This window comes from Arthrobacter sp. D1-29 (assembly GCF_054130585.1).
Window position 1 is genome coordinate 2,197,927 of sequence record NZ_CP096383.1, and the last position, 22,078, is coordinate 2,220,004.

Below are 22,078 nucleotides of genomic sequence, written 5' to 3' on the forward strand. Positions count from 1 at the left end.
CAGAGGCCAGGACTATGAGATTTGCCGGGGAATAAACGCATTCAAGGGATCCTCTGTGACCATCCCTGATTGCCCGCCGCCAGAGACTGGGAGGAAGCTGCCGTCGCGCTTTGCCGTTGCGTGAAGCGAAAACCATGAATGGAGCTGCCTGCTCAGATCAGCGACGAGGGCTGAGTTCATGGGATTGCTGAACTCGTTCCTCTTCTCACCGGGATCGGACTGAAGATTGTAGAGCTCGTGTGGACCGAGGGGATACCTGTGCACGTACTTCCATTCACGGGTTCGAATCATGCGCACCGGTCCATATTCGTCAAACACCACTACGGGCCGCTGCTCGGCATGGAGACCACGGCCTAGAAGCACGCTGGCGAAGCTCCTGCCTGGCCCTTGCTCGAACTCGTATGGCCCAATACCGGCCAGGTCCAATAGAGTCGCGGCCATGTCATAGCCTGAAAGCAGGTCATCCACGACCTGTCCTGCCGGGATCTTGCCCGGGAAGGAGAAGATCGCCGGGACCTTTACCGAGGAGTCGTACATGTTCAAGGGAAAGGTTCCGTTGCCCTTTCCCCAGACGCCATGGTGGCCACAATTGAACCCGTTATCGCTTGAGAACACCACGAGTGTGTTTTCAGTCAGGCCCAGTTCCTGCAGGCGGTTCAGGACCCGGCCAATCGCGTGATCCATGGCGCTGACTGCTGCAAAATATCCTATGAGGGCGGACCTGAGGTCGGCTTCACCAGCAATTGGCATGCCATTCTTAGTTGCAAGCCAGGGGTGTGGCTTTTCCTCGGGACAGGACTCGAAGGCACAATCCTCGTACATCCGCTCAAAGCGCTCCGGGTGCTGACCCGTCCACGGCTTGTGCGGGGCGGTGAAATTAAGGGACAAAAAGAAGGGGCGCGGGTTGCTGGCACCTTCCTCGAGAAACGCGATTGCCTCGTCAGCGAAGACGTCAGTGAGATAGGACGTGGGAGTTTCCTTGGCTGATCCTCTATACACGGTGGCGTTGTGATAATCGCTGCTGCCCCCTTCCAAGGCGAACCAGTGGCTAAACCCCTCCCGGGGCCGGTCACTGGCACCAAGATGCCATTTTCCGACCAGTCCAACGGTATATCCGTCATCCACGAGGGCGCCAGTGAAAAGGCGCTGTCCCTCAAGAAAATCGATTCCCTCTTCGCCTGCTTCGTGGCCCACCAAAAAATCGTGCACCCCGTGCCCCGATGGGACGCCGCCAGTGAGCAGGGTCGCCCGGGCCGGCGAGCAGACGGGCGAGGAACAGAAAAAATTCTCCAAACGGGCACCATGTTCGGCAAGTAAGTCCAGATGCGGAGTGAGTATCTCAGCATTGCCTGAGGAACCCATCGCCCACGGGCCCTGATCGTCACTCAGAATGAACAAGATATTGGGTCTTCCAGCCATTGGGCCCCTCCAAACAAGCGCTCAGCCCTGTTTGGGAGTGTAGCTCCGGCGTGAAGGGTCCGGGAAGAGGCCCGGGAGGGCTAAGCACACTGGCTTCTGGCCTTGTCATATATGGACGCGAGTATCGTTTTTGGAGTAACCCTTTTGGCCGCACTCCTGATCCAACCTAGGAGCAGACTATGGCGCTATTGCGATTGGGGTCTTCGCTGGAGGCCTATGCCGGAAAGTTGGCTTACGCGGGAGACATTCACAATCACTGTGACATCAGCTATGGCCACGGAACCATCGAAGATGCATACCGGAACGCGCGCCTGCAGCTTGACTTCGCAAGCGTCACCGGACACGCCAGCTGGCACGATATGCCTGACCATCCCTCCCATGTGCGCGACTACCACAGCAGGGGATTCGCACACCTCCGGGACGAATGGGATCACGTCCAGGACGTTACCGAGGACGTTCACGACGACGGCGAATTCGTCACACTGCTCTCCTTCGAGTGGCACAGCATGAAGTACGGCGACCACTGTATTTACTACAGAGCAGGGCGGGGTCCGCTGTCTCCCTCCGCCGCCGGCAGCTTGGAGCAGCTCCGCGATGAGCTGAGGAAAATAAAGAGGAACGGGCTGGACGCCTTGGCGATCCCTCACCACATCGGCTATCAGTCCGGCCGGCGCGGAATCAATTGGGAGACATACACCGAGGAGTTTTCCCCCGTGGTGGAGATTCTTTCCATGCACGGGTGCGGGGAATCCGACTTGGCGCCAAGGCCATATTTGCACACCATGGGCCCAAGGGATTCGCGCAGCACCGCGCACCATGGCCTTAAACTTGGGCACACTTTCGGCTTTCTTGGTTCGACCGACCATCATAGTGCCCACCCGGGAAGCCACGGTTATGGAAGGGCGATGGTCTGGGCAGACGAGCTCACACGAGATGGCATTTGGAATGCCATACGGGCCAGGCGGACGTACGCAATTACCGGAGACCGCATCATCCTGGCTACCAGTGTTAACGGTTCGCCCATGGGTGCGGAGATCCTGAGCAGCAGTCAAAGGGAAATCGCAATAGATGTGGTCGCCGGATACTCCATTGATTACGTGGAGCTGGTCCGCAACGGGGAAGTAATTGCGCGAACGTCGCCGCAGGAAGTGAAGGAGTCACATTTTGATGGAGTGCTCTCGGTGAGCGTCGGATGGGGAGAAGTCGGAGTCAGGGATGCATGGGATGTCGAACTCGAAGTCTTGGGCGGCCGCATCACGGCCGTGGAGCCACGTCTTCACGGCAATGACATCGTGGCACCGAGCGACTCAATTGAAGGCAGGTTCAGCTTTTCCGCATGGCGGCAAATAGACGAGCACCGAATAGTCTTCTCGACCGAAACGAGAGGCAATCCAACGGTCATGACCGACGCGACCCAGCAGCTTGCACTGCATGTGACGGGCGATGACGACACCGTACTGGTCGGGAGGTTCAACGGAGTCGAGATGAAGCACTCAGTCGCCGAGCTACTGCAGGGCTCCCGGGCCGCATATAAAGGAGGCTTTCTTTCCGGAGCCATGCTCATGCACCGCGCGTCGCCTCTGAGCAGTCGCCACGTGCCCCTCGAGCTCCTGGACTCCGGATCAGGAGGCCCTCATGACTGGTACTACGTAAGGGTCCGGCAACACAACGATCAGTACGCGTGGAGCTCCCCAACGTGGGTCAGTGCTACCGGGCAATGACATACACATGGAAAGATACTAATCCCCCGCTCAACCAGCGCGATCGCCACATGGTCCGGTATATCGGAAGAGGATGATGCAAAAGTATTCCGCAGCCTCCCCGCCTCATATGAATGCCGATCCGCTGCTTCGCGGCGGCTTGGTCGGTGAGCACTTTGTTTGCGGATCTCCCCGTCTTGTCCCACTTTCGTGGAACATCGCATGACTGGCTGATGTTTCACTCGTCTGTTTCAGACTCGTCGAGGGCGGTGGCTGCGTCGAGGGCGTCGCCGACGACAATGAGGTAGTTGTCGCGGCCTGCGGCCAGGGGGATGGAGTGGCTGCCGTATTTGTTGTAGGCGAGGTCGACGGCTTCGGCGGCGTTGGTGATGTTGAGCCGGTGTAGGAGACGGGCGATGTCGAGTGTGTCTTTGTCGCGTTCGGCGGCGATTTTCATGGCCAGGAGCGTTTCGGTGTCTGCGGCCTGGATGGTGAGTCCGTCGAGTTGTTCAAGGTTGACCCAGGTGGCGTTGTCGGGGACGAAAGCTGAGGCGTTGGTGTTGAGCCAGTCGGGGGCGAGGTCGTAGTCCGTGGCCATGTCGGCGACGACGGCGTGAATGGTGTGTGGGTCGGCGTAGCTGGCGTCGATGTCGGCGGTGGGGCGGTTGCCGATGCCCTGAAGGACGAGGGCAGCGCCGCCCACTAACTTGATGTCGCCGTGAGCGCCGGCGGCCTGTAGGCGCCTGCCGAGTTCATGGAGGAGGGCCCGGATTTGTGCGGCGGTGAGTTCTCCGCCGGTCATGCGGTGGCCAGGCTGCGTTCGCGGATGAAGACGTTCAGGGCGGCGAGTTCCGGCGGCGTTTGGGCGCGGGTGAGTTCTTTCATAGGTTCCCGGATGCTGCGGTAGGACTCTGCCGGCATCCACGCCGCGTCGAGGGGCTTGATCCGTCGCGTCCAGGATGGCGCTGGTTGGCCGAGGCGGTGTGCAGTGTAGTTGGTGATTCCAGCGAGGGCTGCTGACCAGCGCGGGTCTTTGAGGCGGGGGCTGCGCTGGAGGAGCGGTCTGCCGGCGATGAGGGATGCGTTGGCGTAATCCGCGAGCATTTTGATCGCGAACTCAAAGTCCCGTTCGGCGATGAGCCGCGTAAAGGTTGTCGCGTAGTCGCGCCGTGCCGGGTCGAAGTCGCTGCCGCGGGGGATGGGATCTGTGGCGGCCAAGGTCAGGCCGAGAGCGCTCATGACGGCTAGGGTTTTGCCGAGTTCGGCGCGGTCGTGGCCGGCTTCCAGATCGATGAGGAACTTCCGTGACACTCCGGCCATGTCGGCAAGGGTTTGCTGGGACAGTCCGCGGGCTGTGCGGCGGGCGCGGATGATGGCGCCGGCTGCTGCGGGCGTCTCGATGGTGCTTTCCAGTGTCATGGCATCCCTTCTACGGTCCATTGTGTCACCGAATGGTGACATGTGCATCTGATAGCGGTGTCCGCGGTCAGCTGGCTCGTATGGGGCATGCCAACTTCAGTGCATGCTATTGATCGGTCCAGCTGAGTCTTGGTCGCGCGGATCATGAGGTTGGCGAAGGGAGGTGCGGCCGCCGTGGAGAGATTGGATGCCGACCTGGTTGTGAACGCAGGAGCTACTGCCTCCAGGCGTGCCCTACGGCCGTGGGTTCAGGCCCGGGCGGAGCCTCGGATTGTTAGTCGGGACACAGAAGAACCGCATCCTTTCGTTACGGGGTGCGGTCGTTGGTCTGAAAGCTCTGAAGCGACGAAATTGGTGTGTGGACAATGTCCACAAATTTGGCTTCGGATCGGGTTGTACATCGGTCGGATTGGCTCGGATTGCGTATGTTTTCTGGACTTCCCAGTGTTTGCAGGGTTTGGAATGCGGTTCGAGTCCCACCTCGGGCACAGTGTTTACCCATGTCAGAGGCCCATTGGGCCTCTGACTGTGTACAAAACCCCAAAATGTGTGTACAGCGGCGTAGCCTTTTTACGTGGCCAGCATCAGTACGCGCATCAAAAAGGACGGTTCCAAGTCCTTCATGGTTCGCTGGCGCGACCCGAAAACGCGAACAGCTCAAGGCCTTACGATGGCGCGTTGGTGTTTTAAGTACCTTGACTTGGGCTGCGACCCTGGATGACCATTTCGACGGTTTCGCTGCCGATCACGGTCACCCCCGCGCCCAGCGCTGAAGGACCGCGTCAATTGTTTACTGGGTCTTTGGGGCTGTGGTTTCTCGACAATGTCAGTAAGGCGCAACGGACTCACGGAACCCCGGGCTCAGAGCGTTTCTCCCAGGCCATGGGCGATGGCCATGGCAGCCTTCACCAGTATTTCCCCGAACTTGTCTTGCAACTCAGCAGACATTCGATGAACCGGGGTTGAGATGCCTATCCCAGCGACCCCTACCCCCGCGACAACGATCGGCGCTGCAATACCGTGGACGCCTTCTTGCCACTGCTGGTCGTTCACTGCGTAGCCGCGCACCCGGGTTTGATGAATGGCAGAGGCAAGAGTATCAACATCCGTGATGGTAAATGGTGTGTAGGCGGTCAGTCCCCGGAGCAGGACTCCTTGGACCTCGTTGTCAGACCGTGTCGACAGAAGGGCGTGCCCGTGGGCGGAGGCCAACAGTGGTATCGACATACCTGGAGAGACGTGCGCGCGCACCGCTTGAGGGCTGTCGAGAGTCTCTAGGACAAAGACAGAGTCCCCCTTAACCGTCGCGAGATGTACGGTCTCTCGGGTCTCCTCCCGAAGCTGCTCCATCACCGGTAGCGCTATCGTGCGGAGATCATTGCCAGCTTGGTGTCGCTGCCCCAACTGGAACATTTTCGGCGTGAGCGTCCAGCGTGTCACTTGGCCATGGACCTCGGCGGCCCAACCTCCCTCCTGAAGCGTGCGGAGCATCCGCTGTACGGACGACTTCGGGAGTTCCAAGTCTCTGGCCAGCTGCGATACGCCAACCAGACCGGGCTCGGTAAGCCTCTCCAGCACGCGCATTGCCGTCAACACGCTTCTCACGCCGTCGCTGGCCACCCGGTTCCTCCCAATTAAGCCGACACTGCAGATTATCTCGCCAGCTTACTGCGTCCCGAAGTACCAGCCGAGACGCCGAACTCCATCTGCACGGACGCCGCTGAATCGAGCTGTGATTTCACTATGGGATTTATCGACCACTTCGAGGCTGTCGTCGAGTCGGGTTACCCGTATCCGACCTGGTCGTGGGGGAGTCAGCGGAATGTCTCTGGGAATACTTCCCCGCGGTGAACGAGGACCCAAGCCCGCGCTCAGCGGCTTTAGGAGCCCAGTTTCTCATTGAGTTTCGCGACAGCTGTGGGGGAAGCGGTCGGGCCGAGGATTGCCAGCCCGACGGCGCCCGGGTGAGCGAGCCCAGCATAAGACAACCGTCGGGGTGACCCCATCAGAGGAAATCCCCATTACGTACCGGCGAGTGACAACTGCCAGCATGATCTCTGTTCACGTTCAAAAGCTAGGAAGGCCACTCGCGCTGCCAGGCGATCGCTTGTGCCTATCTCTTGGTTGATGTGCCCCGGCCCTGGTGAGGGCCGGGGCAGTCAATCACCCCTTCGGCTTCCACGATGACACCGCAAGTCTAGGTTGCCTTGGATGCGGCCAGCGTGTGCGGATCAAATCGTCTAAGGCCGCCCAACTGAATATCACTTCGGGGCAGTTGACAAAAGGAAAGTGCGACCTGGCGGATAGCGCGGCCCTACAAGTGAACGCGGTTCTCGTATCACTTGCGTGCTGGTGTGGCGCAGCCTTCTGTAACAGGTTTATTGGATCAAACCTCAGTCAACAGCGATTGGTCCGCTTTAGCGATGGAGGGTGGTGTTGTACGGCCTCGCCAGGCAGCGAACACGAACAAGATGCCTCCGACGATGAACATGCCAGAAACGGCGGCCGTGCTACCGGTCCCGGAGGCTGTTATAAGTGCCAGGGCCAGCACCGGACCGAATCCGGCGGCAACTGCGCCGCTCGATTCCTTGCCCACGCCTATTCCAGTCACACGGGTTTTGGTCGCAAATTGGCGCGCCATAAAGGGGCTTGCGGCTACGGAGAGAAGTGGCGCAAGAAGGCCCGTGCCGAGAATCAAGGCGATCCAGATGTACAGCGGGACTCCTGTGTTGAGTAGCCAGAAGAAAGGGAACGCGTAGAGGATGACCAGCAGGCCGCCGAACGCCAGGACTCTCTGAACAGGGATCATGTCGCAAAGTCGGCCGCAAATGGGCGTCCAGAAAATTGCGACCGCGCTGGCCAAGGTTATGCCGAAGCTGCTGACAGCACCGCCTATGTCTTTGAATTCAGCAAGGTAAGAAATAGAGAATGTCTTCCACAGGGTCGCGATGAGTGCGTAGCCAGCGTAGGCAGCAAATACGATGACCAGGCCTCTCCAGTCCGACCTGAATAGGTCGGCCAGAACACGAAGCCAGCTTCTCCGGGTTTCTGCCACTGGCATTGCCTCGAAATCGGGACTTTCCGGTAGCTTCAGGCGAATAACATATCCCACGACGGCAACGAGAAAGCTTATTACAAAGGGGATTCGCCAACCCCAGGAGTAGAAAAAGTCGTCGCCGATCAGGGCCAACCCGGCCACCGCGAGTGAGGCGAAGAAGACACCCAAGTTGACTCCTAGTGTAGGGAGAGAGCCGAACCGCCCGTGCTTGCCGTCCCCGGCATGCTCGTAGGAGACCGTTATAGCAGCACTGAACTCTGCGCCTGCGCCCACACCTTGAAAGATGCGAAGCAGGACCAGCAGGATTGGCGCTGCCACGCCGATGGAGTCGTACGAAGGAATCAATCCCATCAGTCCCGTGGATCCGCCCATCAGGATGAGACTCCAGGACAACACCACTTTGCGTCCGAACTTATCTCCGATAATGCCGAACACCAGTCCCGCAAGTGGCCGGGCTAGGAACCCGACGCCGAACGTTGCGAGGGCCGCCATTGCGCTTGCAGTCGAGTCCGATGAGGGGAAGAACGTGGGGCCTATCACGAGTCCGGCCATCGCCGAGTACAAAAAGAAATCGAAATATTCGAGGGCGGTTCCCACGACAACTGCGGGTCCGACGCGACGATGAGCAGCCTTAGCTACTTCCGTATTAGCCGCACCAGGCGGCGTTGTATAAGTCACTGGATAACCTCCGAGTAGTCCAGGTGGTTGATAGTTTCCACCCGATTTTTTGCCGAATTTGGCACAACGTTCCATTAGGCGGCACAACGGCACACCTATGATGCACGTCACAAAGGTCCTGTGTCAACGATCCAGCACTCCTACGGGGGAAACCGCGACACTGTTGATGAGATTCTCGGGTTGTCTTGGAGCGCTCGGCTGGCGTGTCGAGGCGCAGGTCGGCGGCCAACGCTAACCGATTTGGCGCGGTGGACGTGGTGGGCCGTTAGTAGTCCGGCGTCTATGTAACCGCTGATTGGTGCCCTCGGGCCCAGCTTGTCACGCCTCCCAGAGATCTGCGGATGACTGTTTGAGAACTTTCCTTCCGTTGACAGATTCTGCGCTTCGGCCACCGTGTCTATGACTTTCTTTGAGAGTTTGTTTCCCAGATAAATTGGGTGTCGAAGGAGTCGATGAGCCGTTCCCTGAGGTGCTCTAGCACCACGACCATATGGGTGGCTTGGAAGACCAGGCGGTTCGGGTGAGCCTCGATATCGGTGTTCTTGGAACGCCCCGCCATAGTCGGCCCTCTCGTCGACCTCGGTACCACCGTCATCGGCAAGTTTGGACGAGCGATGATGTCGTGCTCGACGCATTCCTTGGACGCGTCCCAATGAGGGGACGCCTGCCGTTCGATATCCGTTCGTCCATGGAAACCGTCGAAAGCGTCAAGGGAGGACGTCCCACTCGACACCGCAACACCCCGCTTCCAAGCCGGATTTGGCCTCACACGCGGCAAGCGGCACCGCTGACTCGGCGGCACCCCGCTGGTTCTCCTGTACCACTTCTCGCTGACGACAGCGGAGACGCAAGGGTTAGTCCCCATCTTGAGAAGAAATCCTGCCCCGTCAGATACGAAAGGAGCGGAAAACTCAACACATGAATGTTTGCGCTGGCAGAAAGACCTATCAAGCGACCGTCACCGGGAATGATGGAGGTCACCATCGAAAGTCCCTCACTTGTGGACAGTGCTTTGGACGATGCGGTAGTTCAAACAGAGGACGCCGCAGTTCGTCATGCGACTGGGATCATGATTACTCAGACACGGCCCGGCCGATACATCGTTCGCCGCGCGTCCGGCCCTGCCGTGGGGGCTCATCCTACAAAGCCACGAATAGGCGCACCAGAGGCCCCCTCTGGAACTTCCGCCCAGGCACTGCCCTTCGTCGTCGCCGCATCGGACCTGCCGAAGCAGTGTTGTCCCACCTTGAGCGCGGATAGAGACTGGTCCAAACCTCCAACCCGAGAGCAGCATCTAAAAATTCCCGCTGGCATAAGGCCTCAGGAGCAATCCACAGGCCGCTACCGTCGAGCATGGCATCGTCAACTAATCCGCGGCGATACACCCCTCCATCCAGCCAGACCTCGACGATCAAGCCGTCGAAGGACCGCCATTTGTCCGTATGGTGCATGCCGCCCTGAGCTTCATACTTACGATGTCGCCCGTCTCTGACCTAGATCACTTGCATATGGATCACTTCTGTCCAATCTGGAGCAAGGATGCTAAACCGTTCAGAAGGTGTGTTCGGGGCCGGGGAATTGCCCGGAGCGGACCTCGTCGCCGTAGGCTTTGGCCGCGTCGCTGAGTGCAGTGCGGATGTCCGCGTACTGCTTGACGAATCTCGCCATCCTGCCGGCCCGCAGTCCGGCCATGTCAGGCCACACGAGGACCTGCCCGGTGGTCCCGTTTCCGGCACCGATACCGACTGTCGGAACGGAAACGGCGGCATCAACTGCCGCTGCCGTTTCGGCCGGCACCATTTCCATGAGCACGCAAAAGGCACCAGCCTCCGCCAGGGCAACCGCGTCCTGGATCAGCCGGTTGGCGTCATCCCCACGGCCCTGGACCCGGTAGCCGCCAAGGGCGTGTTCGCTTTGCGGGGTGAAGCCGATGTGTGCCATGACCGGGATACCGGCCTGGACCATTGCCCTCACTGTTTCCGTGAAAAAGCTGCCCCCTTCAATTTTCACCGCATGCGCGAGGCCTTCCTTAAGGAACCGCACACCAGTGGCCACGGCCTGACCCGCTGACACCTCATAACTCCCAAATGGCAAGTCGGCAACAACGAGGGCGCGCTTGGCAGCACGCGCCACTGCCCGGCATAACGGCAGCAGCTCATCCACGGTAACTGGCAGACTGTTTTCGTTGCCGAAAACATTGTTGGAAGCCGAGTCACCCACGAGGAGGACCTCGATGCCGGCCTGGTCGAAGACTTCCGCCGTGTACTGTTCGTAAGCGGTGAGCATGGCAAAGCGTTCACCGTTGTACTTCGCCAGCTGCAAATGATGGGTCCGGATCCTGCCATCTGGCCGCCTAGGCGTCCCAGGAGCCGGAACCCCGATCCTCGAGAGACCCGCCCCGTAGGGGGCCGGAACCTCAGCTGAGGTGTCTTCTTCAGGTCTGTTATTGGTGCCCATAGATCACCTCACCTCGCTGTTGTTCAATGCGAAGGGTGGGCGGGTCAGTCCCGGGGTGATGCCTTCAGCGGGATCGTTGCCGAGCCGGAGAATCCTATTGTGCTGGTCCACATGGACCACCTTGGGGTCGTAAACCTTGGCTTCTTCAGCGGTCATATTCGCGTAGGTAATGAGAATGACTATGTCATTTTCGTGGACCAGGTGTGCGGCCGGTCCGTTGATGCCGATCACGCCGGAGCCACGTTCGCCGGCGATGGTGTAAGTTTCCAGACGTGCGCCGTTAGTGACGTCGACAATCGCAACGACTTCGCCTGGGAGGATGTCGGCTGCCTCCAGCAGGTCCAGGTCTACGGTGACGGAGCCTACGTAGTGCAGGTCCGCGTGCGTGACCGTGGCGCGGTGGATTTTGGACTTGAACATCATACGAGTCATCATTTGCATTTGAAATTACCTCTAGAGGGTTCGTTCGACACGGGCGTGGTACCTGGGAAACGACGGTTTTCGTGTCAAGGATGGAAAGGCTTGGCGATTACCGACGCCCGAATCTTCGTGCGGCCGGTCTCTGACCGTTTGGAGCGGGGCAACGCTTTGAAGTGGGGAATCCAGCAGTATCCAATCGCCGTAGTGCTTCTGTGTATACGTCCTCCGCCAGAATTCCTCGAGCTGCAGCCTTGGCATTCTCCCGTACATGCTCAGGAGAGGCTGTTCCGACGATCACTGTGGACACTTCCGCCCGGGTCATCACGAAGCGAAGGAGGAATCCCTGCAAGTTGTCGCCATCCATCAGATCGTCCAAGGCAAGATCAGCCTGTGACACATGCCCGCTGTCCACTTTCCATTTGGCTCGCGCCGCGCGTGCCGTTCCTCCCCGCACTATGACGCCCGCGCCGGTGGCATTGATAAGCGGAAGAAAATTTTCGAGAGAACGGTCGAGTGCGGAATACGGGATTTGGAAAGTCTCGAATACGCCGAGGTCGATGTGGTCAGAGAGGTCCGGAAGAGTGGAAGATATGCCAATCGCTCGAACCTTGCCTTCCGCTCGGGCACGTTCCAGTGTCCCCAACACGTCATCACGTTGAAGAACCGCAACAGAGGGCCCAATGTGGACCTGTACCAGGTCCAAGTAATCAGTGCGTAGACGCGAGAGGCTTTGCTCGATTCCTGCGCGGATATTCGCAGGCGAATAGTCATGGATAAGAGGGCCGTTGGACGGGCCATCAGGCTGGTGGTCCAGCGGGCAGCCAACCTTGGACGCCAGCAGATACTCCGACCGACGATGACTTATGTAGCGCCCTATGAGCCCCTCACTCTCTCCATAGTCGATCGAAGTATCTATGAATCGGATGCCCTCGTCCAGCACCGTATTGAGGAGCAACTCTGCAACTCCCTCATCGAGTAATCGAGGCACACGGTGCGAGGCCCCCCGTAACTCCATGGCGCCAAAACCCAGCACTGTGCTGCGGAGCCCTGCGCTTGTAACGGGCCGTTCGTCGAAGCGAATCATGGACAAAGTGCCTTTCTCCGGGCTTCCTTGTTTGTAGGCTCTATTCCGTGCAGCATCGTTTCTTTGCTACGCATTCCCTGCGCTTTGGTATCCACTCATTTGTCTTCAATCTGGTCGCGGAAGATCCAGCGGAGTGTCTCGGGAAACACTGCTCCGCCATGGGCGAGGGTGTGTCCGCCGCTGCCGAACACGAACATCGAATTGTAGCGGCGATACTTCAGGGCTGCGTCGAGGTCGTGGTTGGCGATGGGGATGTTGCCGTAGATGATGTCGACGTCGCGCTTGCCTGACTGGTGCCAGACCCGGATCGGCTTTCGCGGCGCGCGCCGGACCATGCTGGGCAGATTGTGTGCACCGAGGATGTTGATGAAGCCGCCGCAGTGCGAGACGACGTTCCCGAACTCGTCCGGGCGATGAAAGGCAGCGGTGAAGGCACCTGCGCCGCCGGCGCTGAAGCCGCAGATGACGCGGCCCCGGGGGTCGTCGGTCAGCCTGACCTTGGTCCGGATGACAGGAAACAGCTCCTCCACCAGATAGCGGGCGAAGTCCTCATTGACCGTGTCGTACTCAACAGCACGGTTGGTGCTCCCGCCCATGAGCGGGTAGCCCGGTCCGGTCTCGCCCGGGTTGTGGAAGAGGCCCACGGTCATGGGGATCTCGCCCTTATGCACGAGGTTGTCCAGCACTGTGGTGGCACGACACTTCTCTCCGGAGTACTCCAGGCCGTCCAGGCAGATCATCAAGTTGACCGATTCAGCTTCCTCAGCGCCATGGGGCAGATACAGGTAGACACTGCTGGTGACGCCGGGGTAGACGGCATGACTGGTCCAGCGGAAATGGTAGTACTTCCCGGCGGGAACGCCGTCCTGCGGAAGGGACTCGGACGTCAGATGGTAGTCGGACGCCCTGTCGTTTTCTGATAACTCGAAAGTGGCAAGGTCCCTCCTCGAAGCTACGCTCTCATCCAGGAGGATTGCATCCGGTGACATCCCCCAATGGTCAAGCTCCACAAGTTCGAGGTCGATCGTGGCTGCCTGCGAATCGTTCATAGTGAAACACCCTTCTTCTTATCAAAGTGGTCAAGATCCGGATCGAGTGGGGGCGGCGAGGTCGAGAGCCAGACTGTTCTCTTCACGAGCTGGCGACCGCTGGCACTCCGCGCATGCAAAGAAAGCCAGAAGAACTTGGCCCCCACCCTCGTTCTCCAGGACGGTGGTATATGAAGCTTGGTTCCTTGGCGGCTTTGATGCTCCTGGAATGACGTCCCGGCGCCCCCGGCTTAGTTCATGTCGATATTGAAGTCATTACGGCTGCGGATACGTCCCTGTGGGGTCGGCCGGCCCAACCGCCAAGAAGCTCGAACGGCCTAAATACGACCTCCGCCCTCGGTCTCTGAATGAGCAACCAGGGCGAGAGGCAGTTCCGTTGAATCGAGGAGGTTGTTGGTGTCCTGGGTATCAATGAGGTATTGGGCTTCTTCGCTTGTTTCCACGTTGGGCATGGACCCATCTAGTGGTTTCCTGCTTGTTTCTTTGAGGAAAAAGACGGAAATTAGTCCCAGAAGGGCAGCGCCCATCAGGTAGTAGGCAGGCACCATCTTGTTCCCGGTAACTCCGATAAGCGCAGCAACAACCAGTGGAGCCGTACCGCCAAAGGCAGCATTTCCCACATTGTATGCAAGCCCAAGAGCGCTGGAACGCGACGGCGTAGGAAACTGTTCAGGCAGCGAAGAAGCGTAGCTCGACGAAAAGAGAGTGGCGCAGATCATGATGAAAAGTGTCCCGAGTTGTGCACCCCAAAGCTGGCCGGACCCCATCATCATAAACGCCGGAATAGGAAGCACGACGCCCAGGATTGCGCCGCTGAACAGGATTCGCTTCCTGCCTATCTTGTCCGAGAGCGAGGCAAAGAACTGGGTTGCGAAAGCCGCAAGGACGAACAAGGGAAAGATCACAAGAGTGCCGAGGGATCCTTGGAAGCCCAGCGTCTGATTCAGATATGTCGGAGTGAAGGACGTCATGGTGTAGGCAATGACATTGCCGGCGGCCGCGACGCCCATGACGGGCAGGATGAATCGTCCGTGGGCCCGAATGACCTGCACAATACCCGGGTTTTTGGCCAACTCGCCGGTTTTCCGGGATTCCTCAGCGCGCTCCTTCAAGACGGCACTGAAGGTAGGCGACTCTTCGATCCTATAGCGGAAGTACAGGGCTATGACGGCAAGCGGCCCTGCGATGAGAAACGGAATACGCCAGCCGAAGGACTGCATCGCATCCTGACCAAGCCCTAGCTGAAGAACAGCTACCAAACCGGCACCAAAGGCGAATCCGAGGTAGCTGGAGCCCATAAATCCAACATAGAAACCCCGTCGCTTATCCGGGGCGTATTCGCTCAAGAAAGTCGCACCACCGGTGTATTCGCCGCTGGCGGAGAACCCTTGCAGCAGTTTCAGGAACACGAGAAGTGCCGGAGCCCAGAGGCCGATGACGGCGTAGCCCGGGAGCAGACCGGTAGCAAACGTGGCGACAGACATCAGGAGCAGCGTGAAGGTCAGGACCTTACGTCGCCCGATCCTGTCTCCCAGCCATCCGAAGAATACGCCCCCCAGCGGTCGGGCAACGAAAGTTACTGCGAATGTGCCATATAGGTACAGAGCCTGAACTGTCGAGTCGGCCTGCGGCAGGAAGACCGGGCCCATTACCGTTATGAGGTAGGCAAATACACCGAACTCATACCATTCGATAATGTTTCCGACGACAGTTCCGGCAACAGCGCGCCTCAAGGCAGCCTTGTTGACTATGCGGATGTCGCTTAATTTCAAACGCCGCTTGCCATGATGGGCACCGGTGGCATTCCCAAATCTTTGGTCTCCAGTAGACATTGGCATCCTTCGTTGAATCACACATGCTAGATGAGGTCGCTGCGTGGATCGCAGGCCATATGGCCGCGGTCTTGCATCGGTAGGGACACCTAAGCAGCTATCTTCAGGGTGATCCATAAGACATTCGCCAATGCAACGCTTGCAAGCTTGTATCGTCCCCGAACCTGGCTGTGGTGCCGGGTGAGCCTCACCTCGTTTCGTGCCCCGACGATGGCTCCGGCTGTGGCACTAGCGGTTTAGCTTGCGCCAAAACGGTTAAACGCCGAGCGCCATCACGCGGATGCGCCCCTGTCCAGGCTCCACGTCGGGGATTGGCACCTGTGAAACGGTGAGTTCGCTGGGTGTGTCGGGTCCGGTCAGTCGGATAGCGCGCATGGTTTTAGTCACGGTGGGTCTCCTGTGCTGCTATGGATTCGGTAACGGGGAGGTTGACGAGGGCTTGGTATGCGCGGCGGACCATGTTCTGGTCGAGCGGCAGGTCTTCGTGGAAGAGGCGATAACTCCACCACCCCCACATGAGAGCGTCGACGGCTCGGGCGGAACCGTCGGGGAAGGAGCGACGGAGGATCACGAGGGATTCTTCCTGGAAGTCGCGGAGGAGGTCCGCCACCTGAAAGCTTCGTGCCCCGTAGTGGCGCATCTCCTCGTAGAGCCGGATGTCATCGAGGGTCGGGCTTGTCGTGCCGCACGTGGCGTCAACGAGCACATCAACTGCTTCGGCATTGTTCTGGGCGGCGCGCAGTGGGGCCGCGTATCGCGGCTCCAGGCCATCCCGGAGTGTCTCGAACGCACTGACGATCAGAGCCTCCAGATCGGAGAAGTAGTACGTTGTGGACCCCAGCGGCACACCAGCCTGCGCGGCGATACGCCGATACGAGGCGGCGTGAACCCCTTCCATGCCAATGATTTCGAGGGCTGCGCGCAGGATTCGCGCCCGGCGCTCCGGATCGTTCGGCTTGCCCTTCCGCACCGGTTCCTCCTCCGTCAGACCAAGTGCGTACAATGGTACACACTTCGACTTGGATGAAACGCGACGAAGGAGGATACGTGAACGGTGACATGCTTCAACAGCGCGCCAGGGACCGCGTCGAAGAGCTGCCGGGCGCCGGACTCGCGCACCCATTCGGGCCCGACTGGGACGTGTTCAAGGTGGGGGAGAAGGTCTTCATGTTGATGACCGAGGTCACGGGCCAACCCATCGTGATCGTCAAGGCCCACCCTGAAGATGGAAAATCACTTCGCGAGGAACACGGTGACATCACGCCCGGCTATCACATGAACAAGAAACACTGGATCACGCTGCACCCCGGCGGAACCCTGACGAAGACCCTCGTTGATGAGCTGGTTACCGAGTCTTACCTGCTCGTCGTCGAAAATCTGCCCAAGGCGAAGCGCCCCGTTGACCCCGTCCTGTTTGGCAGGACAGGCTGATGACCCTCTCCGGTGACCGGCTTCAACAGGCTGCCCGTAACACCGCAGCCGCACTGGGCGATGTCAGCAATGGGCGGCCGTTCACGCCCCACCTCGACGTGTGGAAGGTGCGTGGCAAAGTGTTCCTCATCATCACCGAAGACGACCCCGAACAGCAGATCATCACTGTCAAGGCCGACCCGCACCACAGCGACGCGCTCCGCCGCGACCACGACACGATCACCCCCGGTCAGTACCTCGACAAACGGCACTGGATCTCCGTCGGACCCGGCCCAGGTGTGACGAAGCGGCTTATCGAGAACCTGGTGGAGGACTCCTACGACCTCGCTTCCGGCCACCATCCGGAGCGGCGATCGTGAGCGAGCAACCCCTGTCGCTTTTCGACATGGATGACTCCTCCCGGCCCCTTGCCGACCGGCTGCGCCCGCGCATCCTGGCCGACGTCGTCGGCCAGGATCACCTCCTTGCCGCAGATGCCTCGATCGGGCGCATGGTCGGCGCGCAACGACTCGTATCGATGATCCTGTGGGGCCCACCCGGCTGCGGGAAGACCACCATCGCACGCCTCCTCGCAGAGCAAACCAACCTGGCGTTCGAACCGCTCTCCGCCACCTTCTCCGGTGTCGCGGACCTCCGGAAGGTGTTTCAGACGGCCCAGCGCCGGCGCGAGGTCGGGCAGGGCACGCTGCTCTTCGTCGACGAGATCCACCGCTTCAACCGCGCCCAACAGGACTCGTTCCTGCCCTACGTCGAAGACGGCACGATTGTCCTCGTCGGCGCAACCACCGAAAACCCCAGCTTCGAACTCAACGGTGCACTGCTGTCCCGCTGCCAGGTCTTCGTCCTGAAACGCCTCGACGACGTAGCGCTCAGCACCCTCATCAATCGCGCCCAACACATACTCGGTGCACCGCTGCCGTTGGATGAGGACGCCCGGCAGTCGCTCATCGCGATGGCAGACGGAGACGGCAGGTATCTGCTGAACATGATCGAACAGGTGCACGCCCTCCCCGCTCCCGTTGACTCGCCTGCCCTCGCTGCCGCGGTGCAAAAGCGTGCACCGTTATATGACAAGGCTCAAGAGGGCCACTACAACCTCATCTCGGCGCTCCACAAGTCGATGCGCGGCTCGGATCCGGATGCTGCCCTTTACTGGTTGGCTCGAATGCTCGACGGCGGCGAGGACCCGTTGTTCATCGCCCGCCGCATCACCCGGTTCGCCACCGAAGACATCGGCATGGCTGACCCCAACGCCGTACAGCAGGCCCTCGCCGCCTGGGACGTTTATGAACGTCTCGGTTCCCCGGAAGGCGAACTCGCGATCGCCCAAGCCGTGCTCTACCTCGCAACCGCGCCGAAGTCGATCGGCGTGTACCGCGGCTTCAACAGGGCCCGCGCCGCAGCACGAGGAACCGGGTCGCTGATGCCGCCTGCTCACATCCTCAATGCCCCCACCCGGCTGATGAAGGACCTCGGCTACGGCAAGGGCTACCAATACGACCCCGACACCGACACCGGGTTCTCCGGTGCCGACTACTTTCCCGACGGCATGCCTCGGCAGACCTTCTACGAACCCACCACCAATGGATACGAACGTGCCATCACCGAGCGGCTCCGCCACTGGGCACAACGGCGGACCGCCGGCCCAAGCGCTTCTACCCGCAACAACTCCACTACCTCCGAAACCGACTGAGCTCTTCGAAAGGACTCGCCCATGACCGACACCAGCAGCACCTCTACGAATGAAAACGCAGTTCGCTCTTGGCTGGGCATCCGGTACGCCAGCGCCGAACGGTTCCGCCGACCCACCCTGCTGCCCTTCAACCCCGATCTGCCCTACGACCAGAAAGGACCCGCACCGCTTCAAGCCGGCGACACCAGCTGGCTCGAAGCCAACAACGGGTTCAGTGAGGACTGCCTGAACCTCAACGTCTGGACACCCGAGGATGCTGGTGACGAGCCACTCCCCGTGGTCGTCTACATCTTCGGTGGCGGGTGGGAGCTTGGCGCGAACACCCAGACCACCTCGAACGCGTCAGGCCTCGCCGCCACCGGTCGAGCAATCGGCGTCTCGATCAACTACCGGCTCGGTCCGTTCGGCTGGCTCTCCCTCTCCCAATATGGCGGTGCACTCGAGGAGGCAACCAACCTTGGCCTGCAGGACATCATCACCGCGCTGCGATGGGTGCGGGAGAACATCGCCCGATTCGGCGGAAACCCGGAGAACGTCACCGTCACCGGCCACAGTGCCGGCGCCTTCTCCGCCCTTGGCCTTCTTGCCGCGCCATCAGCCGACGGCCTCTACCACCACATCGCCGCGTTCTCGGGCATGCCATCACGCCTGGTGCCGGCCTGGGGAGCGGAAGAGCGCGCGCTGAAAGTCCTCACCGAGCTGGGAATTCAGGACGATCCCGAACAGTTGCTGGACGTGGACGCGAAGCTGCTCGCCGAGACGATGAGCAAAACGCAACTGTCAGACCCTGGTGCAAGGCACGGCATCGACAACAACGTCATCGCAATCGTCGATGACCGCACTCAGCCCGGCGGCGTCATCGCCGATCATCCCCTGAGAGCCCTCGAGTCCGGACGCCACCGAGACGTCGACATATTGTTCAGCAGCACCACTCACGAGACCGATTGGTGGGTCCAGCACAAGACGCACGAGTTCGATCCCGGCAGCATCGGCGACCTCGTCGAGGAGTTCGCCACCCGGAACCGCATCCAACGCAGCCGCGCGCATAAAATCATAGCTGCGTACGACGTCGAAAGGCGCACCCCGGTCGAGGCCCGCGGCGCATTGCTCACAGACTTCTCCTTCACCCTGCCTCAGGTCCGTGGTGCGCTCGTGCACGCCGCGGCTGGAGGGAGCGCACATCTGCTCTCCGTCGGCCCTGTGGAAGGTGCGCATGCCGTTCACGGCACGGAGATGTACGGCATCGTTGGCCAAATGCGACCTGGCGCCAGCGACGAGCAGGTACTCCGCGACACCTTCGTTCGGGACGCTGTCCTCGCCCTTGCATCGGGCAAAACTGACCAAATGTGGGAACCCGTGACCGTCACACCCACCACGAAGGGCCTCGGCAACATGCCCTACGACGCCACCACCCACGCCAAGAACGTGCTCGAGATCTTCAGGGACATCGATCGCCCGTAGCCACGGCCAACGGTTTCGGATCTTTAGGATGAGTCCTGGATGTCACCGCGCGGCGCTTCACAGAAGTGCCCACGACAGCATGAATGAGACTGTTCCGCGAGGTGGGCAGTTCATGTTCAGCCTTCGGCACCCTTCAGTATTAGGGCGGCCCCCGCAGGGGATATGCATCGCTTGTATTACGGGAATCCAGCGGTTGCTTTACCGCCTCTGATCCAGAAGATGGAGGAGGGGTATCGGAAGGGCCTCTTTGCTGAAGCGTTCACGCCCTGAACCTGAACTGGACAGCTTCGGGCTGTTGAGTGGATCCGTTATTTCGGGACGGTCGAGGACAGCTCGTGCTATTTGTCGTAAAGACGGGGATCAGCGTGTTGATTCAATTACCGGTGAACTCGATGGCGTCAAGGTCTTCTTTGCTATGAAAAGCGGCAACGGCACGTTTGTGGTCCGCAGTTGCAGCCAGGACTCCCTGCGCAAGGCCCTCACGGTCCAGTGCATCTCGGAGGGTGCCGTCCACAGAGCGGTTGGTAAGGAACTTTGTCAGTCCGAGGGCCAGAGGGGCTCGTCGGGAAAGCGCAGCACAGTACGCCACGGCTTGGTCGTCAAAAGACTCGCCCTCCAGAACCTCGGCAACGAAACCCAGCTGTTTGCCTTCATGCGCCGAGAACCTGCGCATGTTTAGCACCGCCTCCTTGGCGCGGTGTAGGCCGATGGATTGGGCGAGAAAATATGTTCCCCCCATGTCCGGCATGAGACCCATTTTCACGAAAGACTGTTGGAACCAGGCCTGCGGAGTGGCCAAGATGAGGTCACAGGCAAGGGCAAGGTTGAAACCAGCCCCCGAAGCAATGCCGTTCACGGCGGCCACGACCGGCTTCTGGAGGTTGTACAGGCCTTCGGTAATCTGGCGGCCGTAGGTCAGCACTTGGTTCATCTCAGCCGGAGTGCGTTGCCCCATGCTTTGAATATCGCCACCGGAACAAAACGCGCGGCCAGCACCTGTCAACATCAGCACCCGCACCTCAGGTTCAGCTCCTGACCGGACAATCTGCTCCACCAAGGCACGCTTGACTGGATCATCAAGCGCGTTCAAAGTGTCCGGTCCGTCCAGCCGACAGCGGAGCACCCCCGGTGCTGGGCGATCAATCCTGAGCTCTGTCATGTAAGCACTCCCAGAAACGAGCGGCGCTCTACCACGAGGTTCGGGTGGTGGTGCAAGCCGGCGTGGGTTTGTCGCCCCGTCACAACTTCCAAATTGCTAGGCGTCAACAGCATCGCTGCAATCAGAGTTCTCGTGGAACGGGCTAAATTCGGGAATTTGGCAAGCAGCGCGGTACTCAATACGTAGGCGTTGAACCAAGTCCGATACTGAAGGAACATCGTCGATGAGGTCGATACCTTGGCCGGCACTCCAGATGTCACGCCATGGTCGAGTCTTGGGCGGCAGATGATCATAATTGCCGCGGCCGGATGAGACCGGAAGATCTTCAGGATCTAAGCCAATTGAGCTGAGCGAGGGCCTCAACCAATTGGCCGGAACGGCAGTTACGCTGCTCGTGTAGATCAGATCAGTCGATCTCGCCTCCACAAGCATCCGCCGATAGGCGGGGGCAACATTCGCCTCTTTCGTCGCAATGAACCGAGTTCCCAGATACGCAAGATCGGCCCCAAGTATCTCTGCTGACCTGATCGCGGCGCCGGTTGAAATGGTCCCGGCCAAGAGAACTGTGCCATCGAACATACTCCGCACCTGCGGAATAAAGACGAATGGGCTGAGTAGCCCCGAGTGGCCACCTCCTCCGCCGACGATGCAAGTCAGACCGTCGACGCCGGCGGAGATCGCCTTCTCAGCGAAACGCATACTCGTGACATCGTGAAAGACCTTGCCGCCCCATCCCTGGACAACTCGGGTGAGTTCGGTCGGATCGCCCATCGCACTCACGATAACGTCCACACCGTACCGGGCGCAGAGATCAAGGTCTTCTTTCATTTCATCAGCGGTCCTGCGACGAGAAAAATTTACTGCAAGGGGACCGATGATGGCGGACGGATACAACTCGTGATGCTCGTCAAGGTCGCGGCGGATCTGGCGGAGCCAGTCCCCGAATTGTGCAAGGTCTGCGGCGTTGTGTCGGGGCAAAACGCCCATGATTCCCGATTTGCACGCTTCGCGGACCAAGTCGGGCCCGGACACCCCTGCCATGGGTGCGCACACAACTGGCAGAACGAGCGAGTTACGTTGTGTTGGATCCAATGACATGTTGTGCCTCTGCTTCTTAGTCTTGGAGACTTGGTCGGCGGTTTCAGGTCCCACATACCGAAAAATAACTATGGCGCAACACTAACATAGTTGTGTATCACAAAGTAAGTTTCTGCAGAT

At 59.8% G+C, this 22,078-nt stretch carries 19 protein-coding genes; 5 read left to right on the plus strand and 14 right to left on the minus strand.

Going from position 1 to position 22,078, the window contains the following annotated elements:
- Window positions 1-12: 12 nt before the first annotated feature.
- Window positions 13-1,419 carry a sulfatase-like hydrolase/transferase gene (locus M1E17_RS10065; protein WP_457967063.1) on the minus strand — a complete coding sequence of 469 codons (1,407 nt, stop codon included), beginning with the start codon at window positions 1,417-1,419 and terminating at the stop codon, window positions 13-15.
- Between the two features lie 194 nt (window positions 1,420-1,613).
- Between M1E17_RS10065 and M1E17_RS10070 the strand changes: the two genes are divergently transcribed.
- Window positions 1,614-3,140 (plus strand): DUF3604 domain-containing protein, encoded by a 1,527-nt coding sequence (locus tag M1E17_RS10070; RefSeq protein WP_457967065.1) that lies wholly within the window; start codon window positions 1,614-1,616, stop codon window positions 3,138-3,140.
- A 217-nt stretch (window positions 3,141-3,357) separates the two neighbouring features.
- Here M1E17_RS10070 and M1E17_RS10075 read toward each other — a convergent pair whose 3' ends face one another.
- From M1E17_RS10075 to M1E17_RS10125, 11 genes are all read right to left on the minus strand, one after another.
- A complete protein-coding gene (locus tag M1E17_RS10075) occupies window positions 3,358-3,921 on the minus strand; it encodes a DUF6036 family nucleotidyltransferase (RefSeq protein ID WP_457967066.1) in 564 nt (187 codons plus the stop codon).
- On the minus strand, window positions 3,918-4,538 hold the full coding sequence (locus M1E17_RS10080) for a helix-turn-helix domain-containing protein (protein ID WP_457967068.1): 621 nt from the start codon (window positions 4,536-4,538) through the stop codon (window positions 3,918-3,920). Before M1E17_RS10080 ends, M1E17_RS10075 begins: the two co-directional genes overlap by 4 nt.
- A gap of 861 nt (window positions 4,539-5,399) precedes the next feature.
- On the minus strand, window positions 5,400-6,158 hold the full coding sequence (locus tag M1E17_RS10085; RefSeq protein WP_457967070.1) for an IclR family transcriptional regulator: 759 nt from the start codon (window positions 6,156-6,158) through the stop codon (window positions 5,400-5,402).
- A gap of 766 nt (window positions 6,159-6,924) precedes the next feature.
- The gene (locus M1E17_RS10090; RefSeq protein ID WP_457967071.1) at window positions 6,925-8,274 is read right to left on the minus strand and encodes an MFS transporter; all 1,350 of its coding nucleotides are present in this window, start codon (window positions 8,272-8,274) and stop codon (window positions 6,925-6,927) included.
- Window positions 8,275-9,825: 1,551 nt separating this feature from the next.
- Entirely contained in the window at window positions 9,826-10,731 is a 906-nt protein-coding gene (gene panB, locus M1E17_RS10095; protein ID WP_457967073.1) for a 3-methyl-2-oxobutanoate hydroxymethyltransferase, read from the minus strand.
- A 3-nt stretch (window positions 10,732-10,734) separates the two neighbouring features.
- Window positions 10,735-11,163 (minus strand): aspartate 1-decarboxylase, encoded by a 429-nt coding sequence (gene panD, locus M1E17_RS10100; protein ID WP_457967689.1) that lies wholly within the window; start codon window positions 11,161-11,163, stop codon window positions 10,735-10,737.
- 97 nt (window positions 11,164-11,260) lie between these two features.
- Entirely contained in the window at window positions 11,261-12,235 is a 975-nt protein-coding gene (locus M1E17_RS10105) for an aldo/keto reductase (protein WP_457967075.1), read from the minus strand.
- A 95-nt stretch (window positions 12,236-12,330) separates the two neighbouring features.
- On the minus strand, window positions 12,331-13,284 hold the full coding sequence (locus M1E17_RS10110; protein ID WP_457967077.1) for an alpha/beta hydrolase: 954 nt from the start codon (window positions 13,282-13,284) through the stop codon (window positions 12,331-12,333).
- A gap of 317 nt (window positions 13,285-13,601) precedes the next feature.
- Entirely contained in the window at window positions 13,602-15,116 is a 1,515-nt protein-coding gene (locus M1E17_RS10115; RefSeq protein WP_457967079.1) for an MFS transporter, read from the minus strand.
- Window positions 15,117-15,371: 255 nt separating this feature from the next.
- Window positions 15,372-15,503: a hypothetical protein gene (locus tag M1E17_RS10120; RefSeq protein ID WP_457967081.1), complete on the minus strand. Its 132-nt coding sequence runs from the start codon at window positions 15,501-15,503 to the stop codon at window positions 15,372-15,374.
- Window positions 15,496-16,119 (minus strand): TetR/AcrR family transcriptional regulator, encoded by a 624-nt coding sequence (locus M1E17_RS10125; protein WP_457967083.1) that lies wholly within the window; start codon window positions 16,117-16,119, stop codon window positions 15,496-15,498. The genes M1E17_RS10120 and M1E17_RS10125 overlap by 8 nt, the downstream gene beginning before the upstream one ends.
- A gap of 44 nt (window positions 16,120-16,163) precedes the next feature.
- Here M1E17_RS10125 and M1E17_RS10130 point away from each other — a divergent pair, with 44 nt between their 5' ends.
- The 4 genes from M1E17_RS10130 to M1E17_RS10145 are packed head-to-tail and all read left to right on the plus strand — an operon-like array spanning window position 16,164 to window position 19,701.
- The gene (locus tag M1E17_RS10130) at window positions 16,164-16,547 is read left to right on the plus strand and encodes an MmcQ/YjbR family DNA-binding protein (protein WP_457967690.1); all 384 of its coding nucleotides are present in this window, start codon (window positions 16,164-16,166) and stop codon (window positions 16,545-16,547) included.
- The gene (locus M1E17_RS10135; protein WP_457967084.1) at window positions 16,547-16,906 is read left to right on the plus strand and encodes an MmcQ/YjbR family DNA-binding protein; all 360 of its coding nucleotides are present in this window, start codon (window positions 16,547-16,549) and stop codon (window positions 16,904-16,906) included. Before M1E17_RS10130 ends, M1E17_RS10135 begins: the two co-directional genes overlap by 1 nt.
- Window positions 16,903-18,240, plus strand: a complete 1,338-nt coding sequence (locus M1E17_RS10140; protein ID WP_457967086.1) for a replication-associated recombination protein A — start codon at window positions 16,903-16,905, stop codon at window positions 18,238-18,240. The genes M1E17_RS10135 and M1E17_RS10140 overlap by 4 nt, the downstream gene beginning before the upstream one ends.
- 21 nt (window positions 18,241-18,261) lie before the next feature.
- Window positions 18,262-19,701 (plus strand): carboxylesterase family protein, encoded by a 1,440-nt coding sequence (locus M1E17_RS10145; protein ID WP_457967088.1) that lies wholly within the window; start codon window positions 18,262-18,264, stop codon window positions 19,699-19,701.
- Between the two features lie 373 nt (window positions 19,702-20,074).
- Here the strand turns inward: M1E17_RS10145 and M1E17_RS10150 are convergent, their stop codons facing one another.
- Window positions 20,075-20,860, minus strand: coding sequence for an enoyl-CoA hydratase/isomerase family protein (locus M1E17_RS10150; RefSeq protein ID WP_457967090.1), 786 nt, complete (start codon window positions 20,858-20,860; stop codon window positions 20,075-20,077).
- 96 nt (window positions 20,861-20,956) lie between these two features.
- Window positions 20,957-21,958 carry an NAD(P)H-dependent flavin oxidoreductase gene (locus tag M1E17_RS10155; protein WP_457967091.1) on the minus strand — a complete coding sequence of 334 codons (1,002 nt, stop codon included), beginning with the start codon at window positions 21,956-21,958 and terminating at the stop codon, window positions 20,957-20,959.
- Window positions 21,959-22,078: the final 120 nt, after the last annotated feature.

Bases quoted from the DNA above. Each gene is read 5' to 3' on its own strand.
- M1E17_RS10145 (WP_457967088.1), top strand. From the start codon at position 18,262: ATGACCGACACCAGCAGCACCTCTACGAATGAAAACGCAGTTCGCTCT.
- M1E17_RS10105 (WP_457967075.1), bottom strand. From the start codon at position 12,235: ATGATTCGCTTCGACGAACGGCCCGTTACAAGCGCAGGGCTCCGCAGC.
- panD (WP_457967689.1), bottom strand. From the start codon at position 11,163: ATGACTCGTATGATGTTCAAGTCCAAAATCCACCGCGCCACGGTCACG.
- M1E17_RS10065 (WP_457967063.1), bottom strand. From the start codon at position 1,419: ATGGCTGGAAGACCCAATATCTTGTTCATTCTGAGTGACGATCAGGGC.
- M1E17_RS10080 (WP_457967068.1), bottom strand. From the start codon at position 4,538: ATGACACTGGAAAGCACCATCGAGACGCCCGCAGCAGCCGGCGCCATC.
- panB (WP_457967073.1), bottom strand. From the start codon at position 10,731: ATGGGCACCAATAACAGACCTGAAGAAGACACCTCAGCTGAGGTTCCG.
- M1E17_RS10135 (WP_457967084.1), top strand. From the start codon at position 16,547: ATGACCCTCTCCGGTGACCGGCTTCAACAGGCTGCCCGTAACACCGCA.
- M1E17_RS10155 (WP_457967091.1), bottom strand. From the start codon at position 21,958: ATGTCATTGGATCCAACACAACGTAACTCGCTCGTTCTGCCAGTTGTG.
- M1E17_RS10115 (WP_457967079.1), bottom strand. From the start codon at position 15,116: ATGTCTACTGGAGACCAAAGATTTGGGAATGCCACCGGTGCCCATCAT.
- M1E17_RS10110 (WP_457967077.1), bottom strand. From the start codon at position 13,284: ATGAACGATTCGCAGGCAGCCACGATCGACCTCGAACTTGTGGAGCTT.
- M1E17_RS10150 (WP_457967090.1), bottom strand. From the start codon at position 20,860: ATGACAGAGCTCAGGATTGATCGCCCAGCACCGGGGGTGCTCCGCTGT.
- M1E17_RS10075 (WP_457967066.1), bottom strand. From the start codon at position 3,921: ATGACCGGCGGAGAACTCACCGCCGCACAAATCCGGGCCCTCCTCCAT.